Annotated in this window: 15 protein-coding genes and 1 pseudogene; 7 read left to right on the top strand and 9 right to left on the bottom strand. The window is 70.8% G+C overall.

Annotated features, from left to right (window positions below):
- The first annotated feature begins 40 nt into the window (after positions 1-40).
- Positions 41-787 carry a hypothetical protein gene (locus ABZ664_RS19225; RefSeq protein ID WP_362511098.1) on the top strand — a complete coding sequence of 249 codons (747 nt, stop codon included), beginning with the start codon at positions 41-43 and terminating at the stop codon, positions 785-787.
- A gap of 84 nt (positions 788-871) precedes the next feature.
- On the opposite strand, the gene ABZ664_RS19220 is transcribed toward ABZ664_RS19225, so the two are convergent.
- From ABZ664_RS19220 to ABZ664_RS19185, 8 genes and pseudogenes are all read right to left on the bottom strand, one after another.
- Positions 872-2230 carry an MFS transporter gene (locus tag ABZ664_RS19220; protein WP_362511095.1) on the bottom strand — a complete coding sequence of 453 codons (1359 nt, stop codon included), beginning with the start codon at positions 2228-2230 and terminating at the stop codon, positions 872-874.
- A complete protein-coding gene (locus ABZ664_RS19215) occupies positions 2227-2736 on the bottom strand; it encodes a MarR family transcriptional regulator (protein ID WP_362511092.1) in 510 nt (169 codons plus the stop codon). The genes ABZ664_RS19220 and ABZ664_RS19215 overlap by 4 nt, the downstream gene beginning before the upstream one ends.
- Before the next feature lie 19 nt (positions 2737-2755).
- Positions 2756-3176 (bottom strand): annotated as a pseudogene (locus ABZ664_RS19210) (sensor histidine kinase).
- 351 nt (positions 3177-3527) lie between these two features.
- Positions 3528-4823, bottom strand: coding sequence for a Gfo/Idh/MocA family oxidoreductase (locus ABZ664_RS19205; protein ID WP_362511089.1), 1296 nt, complete (start codon positions 4821-4823; stop codon positions 3528-3530).
- 74 nt (positions 4824-4897) lie between these two features.
- Positions 4898-6160, bottom strand: a complete 1263-nt coding sequence (locus tag ABZ664_RS19200) for an extracellular solute-binding protein (protein WP_362511086.1) — start codon at positions 6158-6160, stop codon at positions 4898-4900.
- Positions 6161-6195: 35 nt separating this feature from the next.
- A complete protein-coding gene (locus ABZ664_RS19195) occupies positions 6196-7056 on the bottom strand; it encodes a carbohydrate ABC transporter permease (RefSeq protein WP_362511083.1) in 861 nt (286 codons plus the stop codon).
- Positions 7040-8020: a sugar ABC transporter permease gene (locus ABZ664_RS19190; protein ID WP_362511081.1), complete on the bottom strand. Its 981-nt coding sequence runs from the start codon at positions 8018-8020 to the stop codon at positions 7040-7042. Before ABZ664_RS19190 ends, ABZ664_RS19195 begins: the two co-directional genes overlap by 17 nt.
- Positions 8021-8500: 480 nt before the next feature.
- On the bottom strand, positions 8501-9463 hold the full coding sequence (locus ABZ664_RS19185) for a LacI family DNA-binding transcriptional regulator (RefSeq protein WP_362511078.1): 963 nt from the start codon (positions 9461-9463) through the stop codon (positions 8501-8503).
- Positions 9464-9610: 147 nt separating this feature from the next.
- Between ABZ664_RS19185 and ABZ664_RS19180 the strand changes: the two genes are divergently transcribed.
- The 4 genes from ABZ664_RS19180 to ABZ664_RS19165 are packed head-to-tail and all read left to right on the top strand — an operon-like array spanning position 9611 to position 14344.
- Positions 9611-10498: an NAD(P)-dependent oxidoreductase gene (locus ABZ664_RS19180; protein ID WP_362511075.1), complete on the top strand. Its 888-nt coding sequence runs from the start codon at positions 9611-9613 to the stop codon at positions 10496-10498.
- 23 nt (positions 10499-10521) lie between these two features.
- Positions 10522-11388 carry a 5-dehydro-4-deoxyglucarate dehydratase gene (locus ABZ664_RS19175; protein WP_362511071.1) on the top strand — a complete coding sequence of 289 codons (867 nt, stop codon included), beginning with the start codon at positions 10522-10524 and terminating at the stop codon, positions 11386-11388.
- Positions 11385-12428 carry a mandelate racemase/muconate lactonizing enzyme family protein gene (locus ABZ664_RS19170; RefSeq protein WP_362511068.1) on the top strand — a complete coding sequence of 348 codons (1044 nt, stop codon included), beginning with the start codon at positions 11385-11387 and terminating at the stop codon, positions 12426-12428. The genes ABZ664_RS19175 and ABZ664_RS19170 overlap by 4 nt, the downstream gene beginning before the upstream one ends.
- Positions 12425-14344, top strand: coding sequence for a DUF6807 family protein (locus tag ABZ664_RS19165; RefSeq protein WP_362511065.1), 1920 nt, complete (start codon positions 12425-12427; stop codon positions 14342-14344). Before ABZ664_RS19170 ends, ABZ664_RS19165 begins: the two co-directional genes overlap by 4 nt.
- Before the next feature lie 149 nt (positions 14345-14493).
- Here ABZ664_RS19165 and ABZ664_RS19160 read toward each other — a convergent pair whose 3' ends face one another.
- Positions 14494-15009, bottom strand: a complete 516-nt coding sequence (locus ABZ664_RS19160; protein ID WP_362511062.1) for a hypothetical protein — start codon at positions 15007-15009, stop codon at positions 14494-14496.
- An 84-nt stretch (positions 15010-15093) separates the two neighbouring features.
- Here ABZ664_RS19160 and ABZ664_RS19155 point away from each other — a divergent pair, with 84 nt between their 5' ends.
- Positions 15094-15684, top strand: a complete 591-nt coding sequence (locus ABZ664_RS19155; protein ID WP_362511059.1) for a TetR/AcrR family transcriptional regulator — start codon at positions 15094-15096, stop codon at positions 15682-15684.
- A gap of 205 nt (positions 15685-15889) precedes the next feature.
- Positions 15890-21373: a carboxyl transferase domain-containing protein gene (locus ABZ664_RS19150; RefSeq protein ID WP_362511056.1), complete on the top strand. Its 5484-nt coding sequence runs from the start codon at positions 15890-15892 to the stop codon at positions 21371-21373.
- Positions 21374-21491 lie beyond the last annotated feature (118 nt).

Raw genomic sequence — 21491 nt, 5'->3', positions numbered from 1 at the left:
GAGCGCCGCGCTCGTCGGCGACGTCGGCACGGGGGGCGTGATGAGCCGGAGGCGCAGGGTGTGGCGGTGGTTGCCGGTCGTCGTCGCCGGGCTGTTCGTGGCCGTGGTGGCGGGCATCGCGCTCGCCTTCCCCTCGGTCGCAGCCACGACCTGTCCGACCTGTTACGGCATGAGACAGGTCAGGCCGGGCCTGTATCTGGAGTCCGGCCTGCCGACGGCCAGGGAGCGGCAGGTGGCGGAGGTGATCGACGCGGCCGACCGGCGGGTGGCGGACTTCTACGGTGGGCGCCGGAGCTCTCCCGACATCCTGGCCTGCCTGACCGCCTCGTGTTATCGGAGGATCGGCGGCGGCGGGGAGCGCGGGATCGCCGTGCTGAACCGTGCGATCATGCTGTCACCTGGCGGTGTCAACCCGGTGATCGCCTCACACGAGATGTCGCACGTCGAGTTGCACGCCCGCCTTGGGTCCGGTGCGGTGCCGCTCCCGCAGTGGTTCGACGAGGGGCTGGCCGTCGTGGTCTCCGACGACCCGCGCCACCTGAAGCCCGACACGGCCGGCGACCGGTGCCGGGTTCCGGAAGGGGAGGCGCCGCCACAGACGCTCGATGACTGGCTGCGCACGGCGAAAGCCGACCCGGACGCGTACGCCAAGGCCGCGTGCCGGGTGAGCCGGTGGCTTCGGGCGAACGGCGGTCCCGGAGCCGTCCTCGAACTGATCGAGCATGTTGCCGGCGGCGGTGAGCTGCCCACCCCTCTGCGAACCGCGTCGCGCGAGGCTCCTTCGTGACGGTGTTCGGGACGGTGTTCGGGACGGCGTTCATGACGGGGGCGGGGCCGTGCCGTCTGCCGTCCGCGGCGAACCGCGTGGGGTTCAGCACCCGGGTGACATCTCGCGATCGTGGGCCACTTCGGGGAGTGGCAGCACTTCACGTGTTTCATGTCCTTCGCGTTCCTCGCGTTCCTCGCGTTCCTCGCCTCCGGATGGGGTGCGGTAGTCGCGCAGGGGGCGGTTGACCATGCCGACGGCGACGACGCAGAGCGCGGCCGCCAGGCCGCCCGCGACGAGCGCGACGGGCGCGGACGTGAGGGAGGCGAGGAGTCCCCCGCGGAAGTTGCCGGCCTCCGGGCCGGCGACGCCGATGACGTGCTCGACCGAGGAGACCCGCCCGCGGTAACGGTCGGGCGTCTCGAGCTGGACCAGTGCGCTGCGGGTGACCACGGCGACGGTGTCGGCCGCACCGGCGATCACGAGGCAGCCGAGGGCGAGCCAGAGCGGCCCTGCCAGGCCGAAGCCGGCCAGGGCGAGGCCCCAGAGTGTGGCCGCGACGAGCTGGACGAGGCCGCCGCGGTGTAGCCGGGTGACGGTTCCGGACAGCAGGCCCGCGCCGAGCCCGCCGACCGCGATCGCGGACAGGAAGAGTCCCAGGGTGCGGGGGTCGCCCTCGAAGCGGATCTCGTTGATCAGGGGGAAGAGCGCGATCGGCATGGCGAGGAGGGTGGCGGCGAGGTCGGTGGCGAAGGCGCCCCACAGGGTGGGGCGCCGCAGGATGATCCGCCAGCCTCCCCTGGCCGGACCGCGCGGCCGGGGCGCGCCGTCGACGGGCGGCCGCTCGTCGACGGCGCGCGAGACGGCCATCGCGGGCAGCCGCATCACGGCGATCAGCGACGCGACGCCGGCGAGGGCCTGGATCGCGTACGCGGCGGGATAGTGCCACTGGGCGAGCACGAGGCCGGCGAGGGCCGGCCCGGCGAGCATGGAGGCCTGGAAGGCGACGTTCTGCAGGGCGAGTCCGGCGGCGACCTGGTCTGCGGGGAGCAGCCGGACGGGGAAGGTGCGCTTCGCCGGGGCTCCGAGCGCCGCGCAGCCGGACTGCGCGGCGATCAGGGTGAGCAGCAGCGGGACGGAGCGGTTGTCCACGGCGGCCTGCGCCACGAGGCCCATGGCCACCAGGACCTGGCCCGCGGTGGTGGCGCGGACCAGGTTTCTGCGGTCGACGGCGTCGGCGAGCGATCCGCCGACCAGTCCGAGCACGAGGAGGGGTACGGCTGTGGCGAGGCCGATGGCGCCGGTCCAGAGCGGGCTGCGTGTGAGGTCCCAGACCTGCAGGAGGACGGCGACCCCGGCGACCTGCTGACCGAGTGAGGCGAGGGAGGATCCGATCCACAGGTCGCGGAAAGGCCTGCTGGTGCGCAGAGGGCGGACGTCGATCAGCCGTTCGCGCCAGGTCACGGAGACGGCTCCGCCGGGGCGGCGGGCGGCTCGTGGAGGTGGGCGAGGATCCGATCTCGCATGGGCCGCCGCGCCAGGGCGCGCTCCAGTTCGGCGACGACGGCACTGAGCGCGTGCGGGATCTCGTCGTCGAGCTCGGCGACGGCGGCCTCGGTCGCGCGCCACTCGGCCTCGAGGAAGGGGATGAGGGCGCGGCCGCGGCCGGTCAGGGTGATGCGGCGTGTGCGGGCGTCGGTGCCGAGCTCGGAGTCGACCAGCCCTTCGCGTCGCATCGCCGTGATCGTCTGGCTCATCGCCGAGTGCGAGCGGCCCAGCGAGTCCGCGAGTTCACGGATCGTCAGCGGGCCGGTGTGGGCGAGGCGGATCAGCGGATAGGCGAACCTGGGGCGCACTCCCTCGATGCCCCGCTCGACGTACACGGTTTCGATCTGGGCGTCCAGGGCGGCCAACATGGCGTGGACCGCGTCCCATCGTCCGGGGGAGGCGGTGGGGTCCAAAGATGTCACAGCGCTAATATAACAGTGCTCATATAAAATGGCGCAGGGTGAGCCGGAAGGCGCAGCCGCCGGCCGGATGGGGAGGATCCAGCGTGAGGTCGCCGCCGTGGGCCAGGGCGATCTGCCTGGCGATCGGCAGGCCGAGACCGGTGCCGGGGACGTCGCGCCGGCCACGCCAGAAGCGCTGGAAGACGTGTTCCCGTTCGTCGGCGGGGGTGGTCGGTCACGATCAGCGTCGCCTCGGTGTCGCCGACCTCGACGTCGATCTCCACCCGCGAGCCGGCCGGGGCGTATCTGATCGCGTTGTCGACGAGGTTGGAGATCGCACGGTTCACGGTGGGCTCGTCGACGGGGCACACGGCGGTGGACGGGCCGGTGACCGACAGGCCGATCTCCTTGCCGGCCGCCAGCACGCCGGCGTGTTCGACGACGCCGCGTACCAGGGCCATCTGGTCGGCGGCCGCCGGTCGACGGCGCGGGCCCGCGCGCGGGCGTCGACGCGGTGGGGCGCAGCACGAACTTGAACGACCTGCGCACCACACCCCCCTCGCTCGAACCTTTGTTCCCACCGTATCGAATGCCGGAAAGAGGCGACGCGGAATGCGTGAACCTGTCAGGCCACTCCACGCTCGGGCCTTAGCGGCCCTCCCGCTCCCGATTCCCCCGTGGCCCAAAGACGACGGTCCCCTCGGGAGGAACTGATGGGAGCGAAGCTAGGCTCTGCCCTGCAAACCCGATGTGAACGACTCCGCGTGCCCGGGCGGTCCGCTCGCTTCGACGGCGCGCCCGGTTCTACCGGGTCAGCTCGCGAGCCGGGTGCCGTCCTCGTCGAGGAGGACGGGGGCGCCGGTCGCGGCGGAGAGGTTCGCCGAGATCCCGACCATCACGCCGGCGACGCCCGCGAGGTGCCCCGCCTGGCGGCCCAGCGGATCCTCACCCGCGCCGCGGAAGACGTCGTTCAGCATGAGGGCGTCGCCGCCGCCGTGACCGCCCGCGCCCGAGGGGATGGCGACCTCCTCCGGTTCGCTCCAGTGCCGGTGCAGGACGAGCCGCTCGAAGGCGCCGGGGGCGTGGGCCTTGTCGGCGGCGGTAGGGTCGATCGCGGCTCGCGGCGGGGTCCAGGCGCGTTCGACGACCTCCAGCTCCAGCCGTCCCGCGGTGCCGTTGAAGGCCACCCGGTAGCCCTCGAAGGGGCCGTGGGCGTTGAGTGAGTAGGTGAGCGTCGCCCCGCGGGAGTAGCCGACGAGGACGGCCATGTTGTCGTCGATGCTCACGCCCTCGCCGAACACGTCCTGGTCGCGGATGTAGCCGTCCTCGTGCTCGGCGTCCAGGTACAGGCGCTTGAGCCGGGGATCGGCGGAGATGTCGAGGAGGTAGGGGTCGGTGCCGAGTTCCGGCGCGCCGTGAGCGCGTTGTGGCCGGTCGCGCAGGCCGCGGGCGCGGGCGTTGGCGGCTCCGTAGAACCGCAGCGCCGACCGGGCGTAGACGGAGCGGGCGGTGTCGGCCAGCCACCAGTTGACCAGGTCGAAGTGGTGGGTGGACTTGTGCACCAGCAGCCCGCCTGAGCTGGACCTGTCACGGTGCCAGCGGCGGAAGTAGTCGGCTCCGTGGATGGTGTCGAGCACCCACTCGAAGTGTACGGAGGCGACGTCGCCGATCGCCCCGTCGGCGATCAGCCGGCGGACGGCGCTGTTGCGCGGCGAGTAGCGGTAGTTGAAGGTGACGACGAGCCGGCCGGTGCTGCGCTCGGCGGCCTCGACGATGGCCGCGCAGTCCTCGGCGGTGGTGCACAGCGGCTTCTCCACGATGACGTCCTTGCCCGCCTCCAGCGCGGCGACGACGTAACGGGCGTGGGTGGCGTCGACGGTGGCGACCACGACGGCGTCGGCGAGCTGGAGCAGCTTGCCGAACTCGTGCGGCGCGAAGCACGGGACGTCGCGTCCGATCCGGTCGAGGTAGTAGCCGATCCGGGTCCGGTTGACGTCGCAGAGGGCGGCGATCTCGCCGGTGTCGCCCCACTCGCCGAGCAGCGCGTCGATGTACAGCTGCACTCGGTGGCCGAGTCCGACGAAGGCGTATCGCATCAGGATCTCCATCAGGGGGACGGGAAAGGGGCAGGTGTGCCGTACGGCTCGGCGCGAGCCGTACGGCACACGTCAGGGGAGGCCGGTTACTGGGAGATGGCGGCGTTGGCCTCGTTGAGGAAGGCCTTCACCGCGTCGTCCGCGGAGGCCTTCTCGAACAGCACCGAGTCACTGGCGCGCTTGAGGATGTCCTCCATCTCCATCGCGCCCTTCGGCGGGATCACGATCGGGCTCAGCTCGCTCTTGATCGAGTCGATGAAGGCGAGCACCTTCTGGTCGGTCGGGGTGAGCTTGTCCTTGATGGCGTCGACGACCTTGGCGTTGGTCGGCAGGCCGCGGTCACTGAGCAGGATGGCGCCGGCCTCGGGGTCGTTGACGAGGAATTCGACGAACTTCTGCGCGGCCTCGGCCTGCTCGGTCTTCGACGAGATCGTGTAGTACATCGCCGGCTGCAGGAACATGCCGGCGGTGGTCGCGCCCTCGGCCTTGGGCATCCGCAGCAGGTCGAGTTCCTGGCCGGAGCCCTTGTTCAGCGCGGTGAGCTGGTTACTCCACCAGCTGCCGAACGCGCTCGCGTTCGTGGCGAGCAGTGCCTGGTCGACCTTGGTGCCGGTCTCCAGCATCTGGGCCGCGTCAGGACCGGCCTTGGTGGAGACGATCTTCTGCAGGAGTGCCCACCAGTCCTTGATGGTCTGCTCCGACATGCCGATCTTGCCGTCCTTGTAGAACTGCTCCCCGCGCTGGGCGGCGAACAGCTGCAGGAAGGCGGGGTTCACGTTCCACTCGGTGCCCCAGATCTTGCCGTCGCCCTTCTCGGTCACCTTCTGGGAGATCGAGATGTAGTCGTCCCAGGTCCAGGTCGTGTCGTCGGGGACCTTCTCGCCCGCCTTCTCCACCGTCGCCCTGTTGGCGATCATCGGGAAGGTGTTGACGCCGGTGGGGATGGCGTACTGCTTGCCGTCGACCTGACCGGCCTTGAGCACCTCCTGGTCGAGGTCGGCGGTGTTCAGCTTGCCGGTGAGGTCGGTGAGGGTGGCGCGGCCCGCGTACTCGGCGAGACCGCGGATCTCGATGGACATGACGTCCGGGGCGTCGCCGGCCGCGGTCTTGGTGGCCAGTTTCTCGTAGTAGCTGTCCCAGTCGGAGAAGTCACCTTCGATATCGATCGTCGGGTTCTTCTTCTCGAAAGCGGCGATGGCCGACTCCGTCAGCTTCTGACGGGCGTCGCTGCCCCAGTACGAGAAGACGACCTTCGTCTTCCCGCCGGAATCACCGCTGTCGTCGCTGCCGCAGGCGGTGGCAGACACGGCGAGCAGGGTGATGGCGGTGGCCGCCAGGATGCGCTTCATCGGGATACCTCCGGGGGGTGGGGGATGGGGGAGGGTTATTTGAGACCGGTGGTCGCCATACCGCGGATGAGATACTTCTGGCCCGCCAGGAAGAATCCGAAGATCGGGCCGAGGGAGATGATCGACATCGCGAACAGCGGCCCCCAGGAGGACTCGCCGCTGGAGTCCATGAACTGCCGGAGCGCGACGGGAACGGTGAGGTTGTCGGAGTTGGTCAGGTAGAGGTTCTGGGTGAAGAAGTCGTTCCACGTCCAGATGAAGGTGAAGATCGCGGTGGTCGCGAGCGCCGGGACGCACAACGGCATGATCACCCGGGTGAACGTGCGCCACTGGCCCGCGCCGTCGATCGCCGCCGCCTCGTCCAGTTCCCGGGGAAGGGTGCGGATGAACTGCACCATCAGGAAGATGAAGAACGCGTCGGTCGCGAGGAACTTCGGCGCGACGATCGGCCAGATCGTGTTGATCCAGTCGATCTTGGCGAACACGATGTACTGCGGGACGACCGTGACGTGGTGCGGAAGCATGATCGAGCCGAGCATGATCGCGAACCACATCTTCTTCAGCGGGAACTCCAGCCGGGCGAAGGCGTAGGCCGCGAGCGAGCAGGCGGCCAGGTTGCCGACCACAGCAAGGGCGGTGAGGACCGCCGAGTTCCACAGGTAGTAGCCGAAGGAGTGCTTGAGCGCGCCCCAGCCCTCGGTGTAGTTCTCGGCCGTCACCGCGGTCGGCATCAGCCCCGGCTCCCGGAAGATCAGCTCCTCGGGCTTGAACGAGCTGGAGACCATCCAGAGCAGCGGGTAGAGCATGAGCAGCCCGGCGGCGATGAGCAGCAGGTGCCTGACCAGGCGCGGGGCGGGCCGGAAGAGGGCCGGTACGCGCTTACTTGTCGTCGCCATAGAAAACCCAGAATCGAGACATGAGGAAGTTGACGGCGGTCAGTGCGGCGATGATGAGCAGCAGCACCCAGGCCATGCCGGCCGCGTAACCCATTTCGTAGTTCTTGAAGCCCTTGATGTAGAGGTAGAGCGTGTAGAACAGGGTCGAGTCGACCGGTCCGCCGTTGCCGCCGCTCACGATGAACGACTGGGTGAAGGACTGGAACGACTTGATCACCTCCAGCACCAGGTTGAAGAAGATGATCGGGGTGAGCAGCGGCAGGGTGATCGAGCGGAACTTCCGCCACCTGCCGGCGCCGTCGACCGCGGCCGCCTCGTACAGGCTCTGCGGGATCTGGCGGAGCCCGGCCAGGAAGATGACCATCGGGGCGCCGAACGTCCAGACGTGCAGGATGATCAGCGTCCACAGCGCGGTGTCGGGGCTGGTCACCCAGCCGTGGCCCTCGTAGCCGAACAGGCCGAGGAACGAGTTGACGATGCCGTCGGTCCCGAAGATCTTCCGCCAGAGGATCGAGATCGCCACGCTGCCCCCGAGCAGCGACGGCAGGTAGAAGATCGAGCGGTAGAACGGCAGGCCGCGCAGTCCCCTGTCCAGCACGAGTGCGAGCGCCAGGGCGAAGGCGAGCTGCAGCGGGACGGACACCACCACATAGGTGGTCGTCACCTGCAGCGAGGCCATGAACCGGTCGTCCTGGGTGAACATCTTCTCGTAGTTGTCCAGGCCCACCCAGTGGGCTTCGCTCAGCAGGCTGTAGTCGGTGAACGACAGGTAGAGCGAGGCGATCATCGGGCCGAGCGTGATCGCGAACAGGCCGATGAACCAAGGGGCCAGGAACAGATAGGCGGCCAGCGCCTGCGATCGGCTGCGGGAGCTCTTGAGACGCCCTGGGCGGGGGGCGCCCGCCTTTTCCCGGGGCGCGACCGGTATCTCGGCCGTCCCCGCCGGTGCGGGACTCAGCGTCATCACTGGCCCTTCGGGGAGTTGGTGAATGGGATGCGCTTTTCCTATAGCGTTACGAACTAATACGTCAACCCTTTGCAGTGAGCTAGCTCACGAATCGTAACGCTCGCTTTTAGTGTTATCGCAGCTCAGAGGGGATATTCGCCGCCGAGGCCTGAATGGAAAAATCTCGCACTGAGACGAGTTTGTACAACCGATTGCAGTTGCGAGCGTAGACACGCCCCCGTTGTGGCGAGCGGAAAACGCCTGGTGAACGCCCCTGCGGGCGCTCCCGCCGCACCTGTTTCCGGCATAGGGCGGCGCCGGGCCGGGTGCCTTGTGGCGGCTTGGGCCTCATCGGCGGGGGAGTCGCCCCTTCAGGCGGGCGCGCCTTCCCCGGGGGGTGTGGTCGCCGAGGGCGGCGCCCGTCTCAGCCGATCGATCGGTGGGGCGGGCGCGGCACCCGTCCCGGCCGACCGGCGGGCAGGGCGGCCTCCTGGAGGTTCACGGAGTTTCCCTGGGGGGCGCGGTGGACTCGCGGACCACCAGGTGAGTCTCCAGGACGGTGGTTGCGCTCATCGACTGGATGAGGAGGTCGACCGCCATCCGGCCGGCGTCGCTCGCGGGCATCGCGACCGTGGTGAGTTTGGGGCGGTGCAGCCGCCCGGTGATGCTGTCGTCGAAGCCGATCACGCTGACGTCGCCCGGCACGTCGACGCCGAGGACCTCCAGTCCTCCGATGAGGCCGATGGCGACGAGGTCGTTGTAGGCGAGCACGCCGGTCACCCCGGCCTCGGCAACCTTGGCCGCGGCGGCGATGCCGCCCTCCTCGGTGGGGGAGTTGGGGCCGATGACGACCGTGTCGAGATCGGGGATCTCCGCGACGGCCTTGCGGATCTCGCCGCTGGTCCACGATCCGGCGGGACCCGTCACCAGGGCGACGCGCCGGTGACCGAGTCGCACGAGATGATCCATCGCGACGCGGGCGCCGTGGGCGACGTCCATCACGACCGTGGTCAGCCCGCGGATACGCCGGTTGACCAGCACGAACGAGACGCGTTCCGAGAGCTTCTCCAGAGCCTTGTTCGACAGTCGCGGGCTGCACAGCACGATGCCGTCGACCTGCTTGGAGAAGGCCAGTACGAGGTTCTCCTCCTCGGTGGGGTCCTCGCCGGTGTCGGCCACGAACAGATGGTAGTCCTGGCGGCGGGCGGCGGCCTGCGCGGCCTTGATCAGCGGAGGGAAGAACGGATTGGCCAGATCGGCCACGATCAGCCCGATGTTGTTGGTGCGGCCCGTCTTGAGGGAGCGGGCCGCCCGGTTGGGCCGATAGTCGAGCTTCTCGGCCGCCGCGAGCACCCGGGTTCGGGTCTCGGCGTTCACCAGATGAGGTGCCGAGAAGGTTCGGGAGACCGTCGACACGTGAACACCTGAGGCGTGGGCGACGTCCCGAATGGTCACTGACATGCCGCACACCCTAACGCAATCGTTTGCAGATCAACTAACCATCCTGAGACCGGTTGCGGGTGATTGACCCCGCTCACTTGACGTATTGTCTCGCCTGACGCGATTGTTTACTGCAACTGATTGCAGTCTTCAGAAGGAGTCCACACGGTGAGCAGAGTGCTCGTCACCGGTAGCGCGGGCCGGCTCGGCCGCAGCGTGGTCACCTCGCTCGCGGCGGCCGGACATGAGGTGATCGGCGTGGACAGCGCGCCGGGCACCCCGCGAGAGGCCGCCTCGGCCCTTCCCGCGGATCTCACCGATCTGGGGGAGGCCCACTCGGTGATCACGCGGTTCCGGCCGCAGGCGGTGGTCCACCTGGCGGCCATCGCGGTGCCGTTCAGCCGCTCCGAGCCCACCACGTTCCGCGTCAACACCCAGCTCGCCTTCAACGTCTGCACGGCCTCGGTCGCCCTCGGGGTGGAGAAGCTCGTCGTGGCCAGCAGCCCCACGGTGATCGGATACGGCGCGCCGGGCGGATGGACCCCCGCCTACCTGCCGCTCGACGAGGACCACCCGACGGAGCCCTGGAACGCCTACAACCTGTCGAAGGTCGTGGCCGAGCAGACCATGCGGACCTTCGCCCGCACCACCGAGACCACCCGGATGGCCGCGTTCCGCCCCTGCTTCGTCGTCGCGCCCGAGGAGTGGGAGGGCGCGCCCACCCAGTCCGGGCACACGATCACCGAGCGGCTGAACCGGCCCGAGATAGGCGGAGCCTCCCTGTTCAACTACCTCGACGCCCGCGACGCCGGCGACTTCGTCGACACACTGCTCACCAGGCTCCCCCTGCTGGAGACGAACGGCGAGGTCTTCTTCGCCGGCGCCGGCGACGCCCTGGCGCGCGAGCCGCTGGCCGAACTGCTGCCGGCCGTCATGCCGGAGACGAAGACGTTCGCCGCCCATCTGACCGGTACCGCCCCCGCCTTCTCCTCCGCCAAGGCCGAGCGGCTGCTCGGCTGGACCGCCAAGCGCGGCTGGCGCACCGAACTCTCCTGACTCTGCAGAAAGAGACCCTGATCATGAATCTCGACGGTGTCCTCTTCTTCCCCGTCACCCCCTTCGGCCCGGACGGCGACCTCGCGCCCGGCGTGCTGGCCGACCACGTCCGGCGAGGCCTTGAGCACCGGCCGGGCGGCGTGTTCGCCGCCTGCGGGACGGGCGAGTTCACCGCGCTGTCGCAGGCCGAGCACGCCGAGGTCGTCCGGGTGGCGGTGGAGGCGGCGGCCGGGGCCGTCCCGGTGTTCGCCGGAGCGGGCGGGCCGATCGGCGCGGCACTCGCCCAGGCGCGGGCCGCCAGGGAGGCGGGCGCCGACGGGCTGCTGCTCATGCCGCCCTACCTCGTCCAGGGGCCCGGCTTCCCCGCCTACGTACGGGCGATCGCCGCCGAACTCCCGGTGATCATCTACCAGCGCGGGCCGATCGCGCTCGAACCGGAGGCGGCGGTCGAGCTGGCCGCGATCCCCGGTGTCGTCGGGCTGAAGGACGGCCTCGGCGACATCGACCGGATGCAGCGGATCGTACTGGCCGTCCGGGAGACCCACCCGGACTTCCTGTTCTTCAACGGGCTGCCGACCGCCGAGCTGACCCAGCCCGCCTACCGGGCGCTCGGCGTCGGCCTGTACTCCAGCGCGGTGTTCTGCTTCGCGCCCGAGATCGCCAACGCCTACCTGAACGGCGACGAGCGGCTGATCGCCGAGTTCTACGCGCCGCTGGTGCGGCTGCGTTCCAGGGTTCCGGGCTACGCGGTGTCGCTGGTCAAGGCCGGGGTGCGGCTGCGCGGGCTGGACGCGGGTGAGGTCCGGCCGCCACTGGTGCCCGTCGCGCCCGAGCACGAGGCCGAGCTGGAGGCGCTGATCAAGTCGGGGCTCGCCCTGGTAGCGTCATGATCAAGGACTTGACGGTCACGCCACGGTCGGTACCCCTCACCCGGCCCTGGGGCCCGGACGTCTCTCACAACCACGTACTGCTGGTCACGGTCACACTGGACGACGGGCGGCGCGGCACCGGGATGGCGTGGACGCCACAGATCGGGGCCCAGGCGATCAGGGCACTGCTGGAGCACGACATCCGCGAGGCGGTGATCGGCCTGCCGCCGCATCCGGAGCTGGTGTGGGACCGGCTGTCGGCTCACCTCGGTGAGGCGGGCCGGGCCGGGATCGTCCCGATCGCCCTGGCCGGGGTGGATCTCGCCCTCTGGGACCTGCGCTGCGGGGAGCGACCGCTGGTCGAGATCCTCGGCGCGCGGCGCGAGAGCGTCCCCGTCTACGGCAGCGGAGTCAACCTCCACTACCCGCTGGAGGAACTCCGGGCGCAGGCCCGGCGATGGGTCGCCGCCGGATACACCGCGGTCAAGATCAAGGTCGGGCGCCCCTCGCCGGCCGAGGACGTCGAGCGGGTGGCGGCGGTCCGTGAGGTGATCGGCCCCGACCGGCTGCTGATGGTCGACGCCAACCAGCGCTGGGATCTGCACCGGGCCCGCGTCGCGCTACGGGCACTGGAGCGCTACGACCTGTTCTGGATCGAGGAACCGCTGCCCGCCGACGACCTGGCCGCCCATGTGGAACTGCGGCGCAACGTCGCCGTCCCGATCGCGGTCGGTGAGAACGTCGCCACCGTCCACGGGTTCCGCGACCTGCTGACCGGGGGTGCCTGCGACGTCGTCCAGCCGAACCTGGTGCGGGTCGGCGGTATCACGCCGTTCCTGCGGATCGCCGAGCTCGCCCGCGCCTTCGGCGTCCCCGTCTATCCGCACCTGCTCACCGAGCTGTCGGGCCAGCTCGCCCTCGCGCTGCACCACCCCGCGATGGTGGAGAGGGTGGAGGAGGCCGCACTGACCGACCTCGGGCTGCTCGCCCCGCCCTTCCCGGTGGAGATCAGCGGGCCGGAGCTGCGGGCGACCGGGGCACCGACGAGGTGGGCGTCGTGAAGCCCGTACGAGTGGTGGTCGCCGGAGTGCACGGCTACGGCAGGAACCACCTGGCGAACGTCCGGCGGCTCGCCGCGGCGGGCCGGGCCGAGCTCGCCGGGGTATGCGACACCCTGCCGCCCTCGCCCGGCCTCGACGTGCCGTTCTCGGCGGACCTGCCGTCGCTGATTGCCGAGACCGGTGCGGAGGTCGCGGTGATCGCGACGCCGATCCACACCCACGCTCCGCTCGCCGTCGCGGCCCTGCGGGCCGGCGCGCACGTGCTGCTGGAAAAACCGCCCGCGCCGTCGGTGGAGGAGTTCGAGCGGATCTCCGCCGCCGTGGCGGAGACGGGGCTCGCCTGCCAGGTGGGCTTCCAGTCGCTCGGCTCGGCCGCCGTTCCCGCCGCGGCCGGAGCGCTGGGCGAACCACTTCGGGGCATCGGTGTCGCCGGATCCTGGACACGCCCGTTCACCTACTACTCGCGCGCCCCCTGGGCGGGACACCGCAGGCTGGACGGTGTGGACGTCATGGACGGCGCGCTCACCAATCCGTTCGCGCACGCGACGGCCACCGCGCTGGCCGTCGCGGGGGCCGACACGGCCTCCTCAGTCGAGGGCGTCGAGCTGGAGCTGTACCGGGCCAACGAGATCTCCTGCGACGACACCTCCAGCGCGCGGCTCCGCCTCGCCGACGGCACCGTCATCGCGATCACCGTGAGCCTGTGCGGCGACCGCAGGACCGAGCCCTACCTGCACCTGCACGGCGAGAGGCGCTCTGCCCTGCTCTTCTACACCCTCGACGAGATCGAGGTGGACGGTGTCCGCACCGGCTTCGACCGGGTCGATCTGCTCGGCAACCTCCTGGCGCACATCAGGGAGGGGGAGGAGTTGCTGGTGCCGCTGGAGCGGACCGGGGGCTTCACCCGGCTGCTCGACGAGATCCGGCGCGCTCCCGATCCGCTGCCCGTCGACGGCTTCCGCATTGAGCCGTCCCGGCTGGTACTGCCGGGCATCGAAGGTCTGGCCGCGCGCGCGGCGGCCGAGCTGAAAACCCTCTCGGAGCTCGGTTTCCCCGGCGGACCCGGCTCCCAGGCGGCGACCGGACCAAAGGCGGTCTGGCCCGAGACGGTGCTGAGGGCCGGTTCGCGGCAGGTCGCGACCTACCTCCAGCGGGGCGACCTGCAGCCGACGGACGCGCCGCGCCCCCACCTGCATCCGGTCCTCACCCTTGGCGGAACGGTCGTGACCGAGAGCCGGCCCGCCGACCACGTGCACCATTTCGGGGCGAGCGTGGCGATCTCCGATGTCAACGGGGTCAACTTCTGGGGCGGCTCCACCTACGTACCCGGCACCGGCCCGCGGATCCTGCCCAACCACGGGCGCCAGCGGCGGCGCTCCCTGCGTCCCGTGCACGGAGGCTTCGCCGAGAGCCTCGACTGGGTCGGACCGGACGGCACCGTCCTGGCCGTGGAGGAACGGACCCTCACCACCCGCGTCCTGCCCGGCGCCTGGGCGCTGGACGTCGCCTTCACGCTGGACAACCGGACCGGTGCGCCGCTGTCGATCCAGAGCTCGGCCTGCAAGGGCAGGGCCGGCGCCGGCTACGGGGGATTCTTCTGGCGGGCGCCCAAGGACTCCACCGGGCTGGACGTCTTCACCGACGGCGCCTCCGGCGAGCGGGCCGTGCACGGTGGCCTCTCGCCCTGGCTCGCGCTCATCTGTGACGACTGGAGCCTGCTGTTCGTGCAGACCCTCGGGCTCGACCCGTGGTTCGTTCGCGTCGCCGAGTACCCGGGTGTCGGACCGGCTCTGGCCTGGGACGCGCCCCTGAGCGTCCCAGGCCGGTTGGAACGCGCGATCACCGTCGTGGTCGCCGACGGGCGGCTCACCACGCAACGAGCCTCGGACCTCGCCGCGGAGCTCGTCACCTCGTGACGAACCTCGCCGCGGGCGGCCTCGGTGATGACCGCGAAGGCGGTGGCGGCGGGCCTCGCGCGTGCCTCACCGTCGCGCCCGAGGCCCGCGGGGAGGGTCGTGCCGGAGGCGAGAGCCCCGTCTCGCCGGCACCCCGGGCCCCGCCGGTCTCATACTCGGCCGGCCTCGCCGGTCGGCCGCGGCGGGCGCCCGGCGCGAGTGAGCTTCGCCGCGGCGGTGCGCAGCACCCCGGGCACCAGCAGGCGATGGACGGCGGACAGCGGAGGCCACACGGTGTGGGCCAGGCTCCGGTCGTAGCGCAGGAAGGTCCCCAGCGACACCCGCCCTTCGGCCGTCCGCACGAGGAGGTTGCCGCTCAGAAACCAGGAGGCGGCCTCAAGCCGGATCCAGTCCTCGCCGCGCTCACCGATCCACCATCCGGCCACGGTGTCCGGTGACCGTCCCGGGCTGAGCCGGAAACCGAGGAGAACACGCCAGATCAGCAGCTCGGCGATGCTGGGCACGTCACCGAACATCGCACGGGCCCACTGCTCAGGTGTCGCGTCCGCGTCCGTGGAGAGGGTGAAGAGGTCGACGTAGTCGATGCGGGAAAGCGAGCTGAGAGCGCGGACGGATTCGGGGACGCTGTGCGTCCCCACGGCACGGTCGACGAGGCCGACGGTCATGTCTCGCTGTCTCCATTCGTATATACGCTACCGTATAACGCGAGGCTAACTTATTTATACGGTGGCGTATATACGAACAGAGAAGTGAGGTGGGACAACATCGTGGGCGCGACTCGCACGCCGCGTGACAGGTGGGTCGAGGAGGGGCTGCTGGCGCTCGCCGCCGGCGGTCCCGACGCCGTCCGCGTCGAGACGCTGGCGAAAAGGCTCGGCGTCACCAAAGGGGGGTTCTACGGTTACTTCGCCGACCGTGACGCGTTGCTGAAGGCGATACTGGACGCCTGGGAGCGAGAGAGCACCGACGAGGTGCTCGACCGCATCGAGCGCGAGGGCGGCGACCCGAGGGACAAGATCCGGCGCGCGGGCGTCCTCACCTTCTCCAGCGGCCGCCTGCTCCCCATCGACCTCGCGATCCGGGACTGGGCCCGGCGCGACGAGGAGGTCGCCGAGCGCCTGCGACGGGTGGACAACCGGCGCATGGCGCTGCTGCGAGAACTGATCGGCACCTTCTGCTCCGACCCCGACGAGGTCGAGGCCCGCAGCATGCTCGCCTTCTGCGTGGCGATCGGCGAGCACTTTCTCGCCGCCGACCACGGCGACCGGACCCGGGCCCAGGTCCTCGCCCGCGCCGCCGACCTGCTGCTGAACCGCCCCCGCGAAGAGCACAACCGCTGAGCCGCGTGGCCGGGAAGTCCGAGTCAGGGATCATGTCGGTCGCATGCCACGCCACCCCGGCGGGTACGTTTGTGCGAGCCTCACAACTCCGGCCGCGAAAGACGCTCAGTCCCCGCCATTTCCGGGGGCGGGGAACGACCGGGAGTATGTACCACGATCGGGGCGGGGACGGCCGCCGTGTTCACCGCTTCGAAAGGTTCGCTCAGTGTTCAGTCGTGTTGCCATCGTCAACCGCGGTGAAGCCGCCATGCGGCTCATCTACGCCGTTCAGGACCTAGCCGCGGAGACGGGAACACGGATCGAGACCGTCGCCCTGTACACCGACTCCGACCGGACGGCCACGTTTGTCCGCGAGGCGGACATCGCCTACGACCTGGGGCCCGCCGCGAACCGGCCCTACCTGGACCACGCGGTCCTCAAAAAGGCCCTGGTCGAGACCGGCGCGGACGCGGCCTGGGTCGGCTGGGGCTTCGTGGCCGAGGACCCGGCGTTCGCCGACCTGTGCGCCGAGATCGGCGTGACGTTCGTCGGCCCGGGTGCCGATGCGATGCGCAAACTGGGCGACAAGATCGGCTCGAAGCTGATCGCCGAAGAGGTCGGTGTGCCCGTCGCGCCGTGGAGCCGCGGCCCGGTGGAGACGCTGGAGGAGGCGAAGGAGGCGGCGGAGCGGATCGGCTACCCGTTGATGCTGAAGGCGACCGCGGGCGGCGGCGGCCGCGGCATCCGGATGATCTCCGGCCCCGACGAGCTGACCCTGGCCTACGAGCTGACGCGCCAGGAGGCGGCGCGCGCGTTCGGCAGCGGCGTCGTGTTCCTGGAACGCCTGGTGACGGGCGCCCGTCACGTGGAGGTACAGGTCATCGCGGACGGCCAGGGCACCGCGTGGGCGCTGGGCGTGCGCGACTGCTCCGTGCAGCGGCGCAACCAGAAGATCATCGAGGAGTCCGCCTCGCCGGTCCTCGACGCCACGCAGGTCGCCGAGCTGAAGGCGGCGGCCGAGCGGCTCGTGCTCGCGGTGGACTACAAGGGCGCGGGCACCGTCGAGTTCCTCTACCACCCCGGCGAGCGGCTGTTCGCGTTCCTCGAGGTCAACACGCGCCTGCAGGTCGAGCACCCGATCACCGAGATCACCACCGGCGTCGACCTGGTGAAGGCCCAGCTGCACGTCGCGGCGGGCGGCAGGCTGGAGGGCGAGGCCCCCGAGGAGTGGGGGCACGCCGTCGAGGCGCGCCTCAACGCCGAGGACCCCGACCGCGACTTCGCGCCCTCACCCGGCAGGATCGCGCGGCTCGCGCTGCCCAGCGGTCCCGGCGTCCGGGTGGACACCGGGTTCGGCGAGGGCGACACGATCCCCGCCGACTTCGACTCGATGATCGCCAAGATCATCGCACACGGCCGTGACCGTACCGAGGCACTGGCCCGCCTGCGTCGCGCGATGACGCAGACGACCGTCATCATCGAGGGCGGTGTGACGAACAAGGGCTTCGTCCGCATGCTGCTCGACGAGCCCGAGGTGATCGACGGCTCGGCCGACACCGGCTGGATCGATCGCGTGCGCGCCCGGGGCGCCCTCGTGTCACACCGGCACTCCGCGATCGCGCTGATCGCCGCCGCCGTCGAGGCGTACGAGGACGAGGAGGCCGTGACGCGGCAGCGATTCCTGGCCGCCGCGCACGGCGGCCGCCCGCAGTCGCAGCACGAGAGCGGCCGCGCGCTGGAACTCAAGCTCCGCGACGTCGGCTACCGCGTCCAGGTCGCGCGCACCGGCGGCCACCGGTTCCGCGTCGGCATCTCGGCGGGCGGCCTGCGGCACACGGCCGACGTCGACATCGAGCGCTTCGACGAGCACAGCGGCCAGATCACCGTGAACGGCGTCCGCTTCAAGGTCGTCACGAGCACTCACGGCCCGATCCACCTGGTCGAGGTCGACGGCGTCACCCACCGGATCAGCCGCGACGAGGGCGGCATCGTGCGCTCGCCCGTGCCGGCGCTCGTGGTGGCCACGCCGCTGCAGCCGGGCGACGAGGTCGAGGCCGGCGCGCCGCTGCTCGTGGTCGAGAGCATGAAGATGGAGACCGTGCTGCGCGCGCCGTTCCGCGGACGCGTACGGGAGCTCGCGGTCTCGGTCGGCAGCCAGGTGGAGGCGGGCGCCCGCCTGCTCCGCCTGGAACCGCTGGGCGACGGCGCGGCCGGTCCCGTCGCCGAGGTGCGGGAGATCGAGCTGGACCTGCCGCCGGAGCCGGTGGACGTGCCCGCGGCCGAGCGGGCCGCGCGTGGCCTGCAGGACCTGCGCGGCCTCCTGCTGGGGTTCGACGTCGACCCGCAGGACGAGAAGCGCCTGCTCACCGGCTACCTCGCCGCGCGCGCCGAGCTTGTCGCGAAGGGCGACCACGAGCCGGCCGGTGAGGTCGAGCTGCTGCACCTGTTCGCCGACCTGAGCGAGCTGAGCCGCAACCGGCCCGCCGGCGAGGAGTCCAAGCCCGACTCCTCGGTGCACAGCCCTCGCGAGTACTTCCACACCTACCTGCAGTACCTCGACCCCGACCGGTCCGGGCTGTCGGAGAACTTCCAGCAGCGGCTCACGCACGTGCTGTCCCGCTACGGCGTCGAAGGCCTGGAGCGCACGCCGCAGCTGGAGGACGCGGTCTTCCGAATCTTCCTCGCCCAGCGGCGCGCCTCCGCCGACGTCGCCGTGGTGACGACCCTGCTGCGCCAGTGGGCCAAGGAGGCCCCGCCCGCCCAGGCCGACCGCGTCGCCGTCGGCGTGGTGCTGGAGCACCTGATCGCCGCCACCCAGATCAGGTTCCCGGCCGTCGCGGACCTGGCGCGCGGCGTGGTGTTCGCCTGGTTCGTCCAGCCACTGCTGCGCCGCACCCGCGCCAAGGTCTACACGGCCGTACGCAAGCACCTGCGCCACCTCGACCAGCACCCGGACTCGCCCGACCGCGCCGAGCGGATCTCCGCCATGGTCGCCAGCGCCGAGCCGCTCGTCCGGCTGGTCGGCCAGCGGATCGGCCGCGAGGACGTGGACCCCGTGCCGCTGCTCGAGGTGCTGATCCGCCGCTACTACGGCAACCGCGCGCTCAGCGGCATCCGGACGAGCAAGGTGGCGGGCTGCACGTTCGTCGTCGCCGACCACCGCACCACGAGCGGTGAGGGCCGCGTCGTGGCCACCGCGGTCGACTTCCTGGCGCTGGCCGAGGCCGTCAAGGCGGTCGACGAGTTCGCCGGTGCCGGCGAGCTGGTGGCCGACATCTACCTGACCTGGCCGGACGCTCCCGAGGACCCCGAGGAGATGGCCGCGCGCCTGCGCGAGGTCATGGCCGCGCAGCAGCCGTCGCACCGGATCGGCCGCATCGCCGCGACCGTCACGGGCGACAGCGGCGCCGTGATGCACCACCACTTCACCTTCCGGCCGTCCGCGGACGGTTTCGTGGAGGAGCGGCTGCTGCGCGGCCTGCACCCGCGCATCGCCGAGCGCATGCAGCTGGAGCGGTTGCGCGACTTCGACCTCACCCGGCTGCCCGCGCCCGACGAGGAGATTTACCTCTTCCGGGCCTCGGCGCGGCAGAACCCGTCCGACGAGCGCCTCGTCGCCCTGGGGCAGGTCCGCGACCTGACCCCGTTGCGCGACGACGAGGGAGGACTCGTCGCGCTGCCCGCGGCCGAGAACGTGCTGGCCACCTGCCTCGACGCGATCCGCCGGGCCAAGAAGCCCGGCGCGAAGACGTCCGCCACGAACCGGATCGTCATCTACGTGTGGCCGCCGAACGATCTCTCGCCGGACGACCTGAACACCGTGGCGAAGCGCGTGCTGCCGACGACGGCGGGCGCGGGCCTGGAGGAGGTGTTGTTCCTGGGCAGGCGCCGCGACGGCGTCACCGGCGAGCTCGTCGACATCGCCGTCCGGATCGGCTACGACGTGGGCTCCGGGGTGCGGCTGTCCATCGTGCCGCCGCCGACCGAGCCCGTCGAGCCGCTGGACGACTACCGCCAGGAGGTGCTGCGCGCGCACAGCCGCGGCACGCACCACCCGTACGAGCTGACCGACATGCTCGCCGGGCCGTTCGGCTCCTTCACCGAGTACGACCTGGACGAGTACGCGAGGCTGGTGCCGGTGAACCGGCCCAAGGGGCGCAACGGCGCCGCGCTCGTCGCGGGTGTCGTCAGCACGCCCACGCCGCGCCACCCGGAGGGCATGACCCGCGTCGTGCTGCTGGGCGACCCGACGAAGGCACTCGGCGCGCTGTCGGAGCCCGAGTGCGCACGGGTGATCGCCGCGCTCGACCTCGCCGAGCGGATGCGGGTGCCGCTGGAGTGGTTCGCGCTCTCCGCGGGCGCCCGGATCTCGATGTCGTCCGGCACCGAGAACATGGACTGGGTGGCGGCCGCGCTGAAGCGGATCGTGACCTTCACCCAGGACGGCGGTGAGATCAACATCGTGGTCGCGGGCATCAACGTCGGTGCCCAGCCGTACTGGAACGCCGAGGCCACGATGCTCATGCACACCAAGGGCATCCTGGTGATGACGCCGGACTCCGCGATGGTGCTGACCGGCAAGCAGTCGCTCGACTTCTCCGGCGGCGTGTCGGCCGAGGACAACCACGGCATCGGCGGCTACGACCGGATCATGGGCCCGAACGGCCAGGCACAGTACTGGGCGCCGGACATCCGCGGCGCGCGGGAGATCCTGATGTCGCACTACGACCACAGCTACGTCGCGCCGGGGGAGAGCGGGCCGCGCAAGGCGATCACCGGCGACCCGGTGGACCGCGACGTGTCGACGTTCCCGCACGCCGTGCCGGACAGCGACTTCACGACGGTGGGTCAGATCTTCTCCGCCGAGTTCAACCCGGACCGTAAGAAGCCGTTCGACATCCGCACGGTCATGCGCGCGCTGTCCGATCAGGACCACCCGGTGCTGGAGCGGTGGGCGGGCATGGCCGACGCCGACACCGCCGCGGTCTGGGACGTCCACCTCGGAGGCCGGCCGGTGTGCCTGCTGGGCATCGAGTCGCGGTCCGTGCCGCGCCGCGGATTCCCGCCCACCGACGGCCCGGACACCTACACCGCGGGCACCCTGTTCCCCCGGTCGTCCAAGAAGACCGCCCGGGCCATCAACGCCGCGAGCGGGAACCGTCCGCTGGTCGTGCTGGCCAACCTGTCGGGGTTCGACGGCTCACCCGAGTCGATGCGCAAGCTGCAGCTGGAGTACGGCGCGGAGATCGGCCGCGCGGTGGTGAACTTCAAGGGCCCGATCGTGTTCTGCGTGATCTCGCGCTATCACGGCGGCGCGTTCGTGGTGTTCTCCAAGGCGCTCAACCCGAACCTGACCGTGCTCGCGGTCGAGGGCTCGTTCGCCTCGGTGCTCGGCGGCGCCCCGGCCGCCGCGGTGGTCTTCGCGCGAGACGTCGACAAGCGGACCGGCAACGACCCCAGGGTGCTCGCGCTCGCCGCCCGCGTCGCGGAGGCGCCGGCCGCCACCCGGGCCGCGCTCGCCGCCGAGCTGGCCGAGCTGCGCTCGTCGGTGCGGGCCGAGAAGCTGACCGAGGTGGCCACCGAGTTCGACCGCGTGCACAGCATCCAGCGGGCGGTCGACGTCGGCTCGGTGGACGCGATCATCAGCTGCTCCGAGCTGCGGCCTCGAATCATCGAGGCGGTCGAGAAGGGCATCGCCCGGCAGGTCTGACCCCTTCCGAACGCCCCGGACGCCCGCCTCTTTTCCCGGTGGGCGTCCGGGGCGTTCGTATCGCGGGCGGTGACCCGAGATGACGGATGTGCTTTTGTGCTGCGATGATCGTTGTTGC

It is taken from the genome of Streptosporangium sp. NPDC006930 (assembly GCF_040635605.1).
GTDB lineage: Bacteria > Actinomycetota > Actinomycetes > Streptosporangiales > Streptosporangiaceae > Streptosporangium.
Note: the sequence above shows the minus strand (reverse complement) of the source record. Positions and strands in the feature narration are given on the sequence as shown.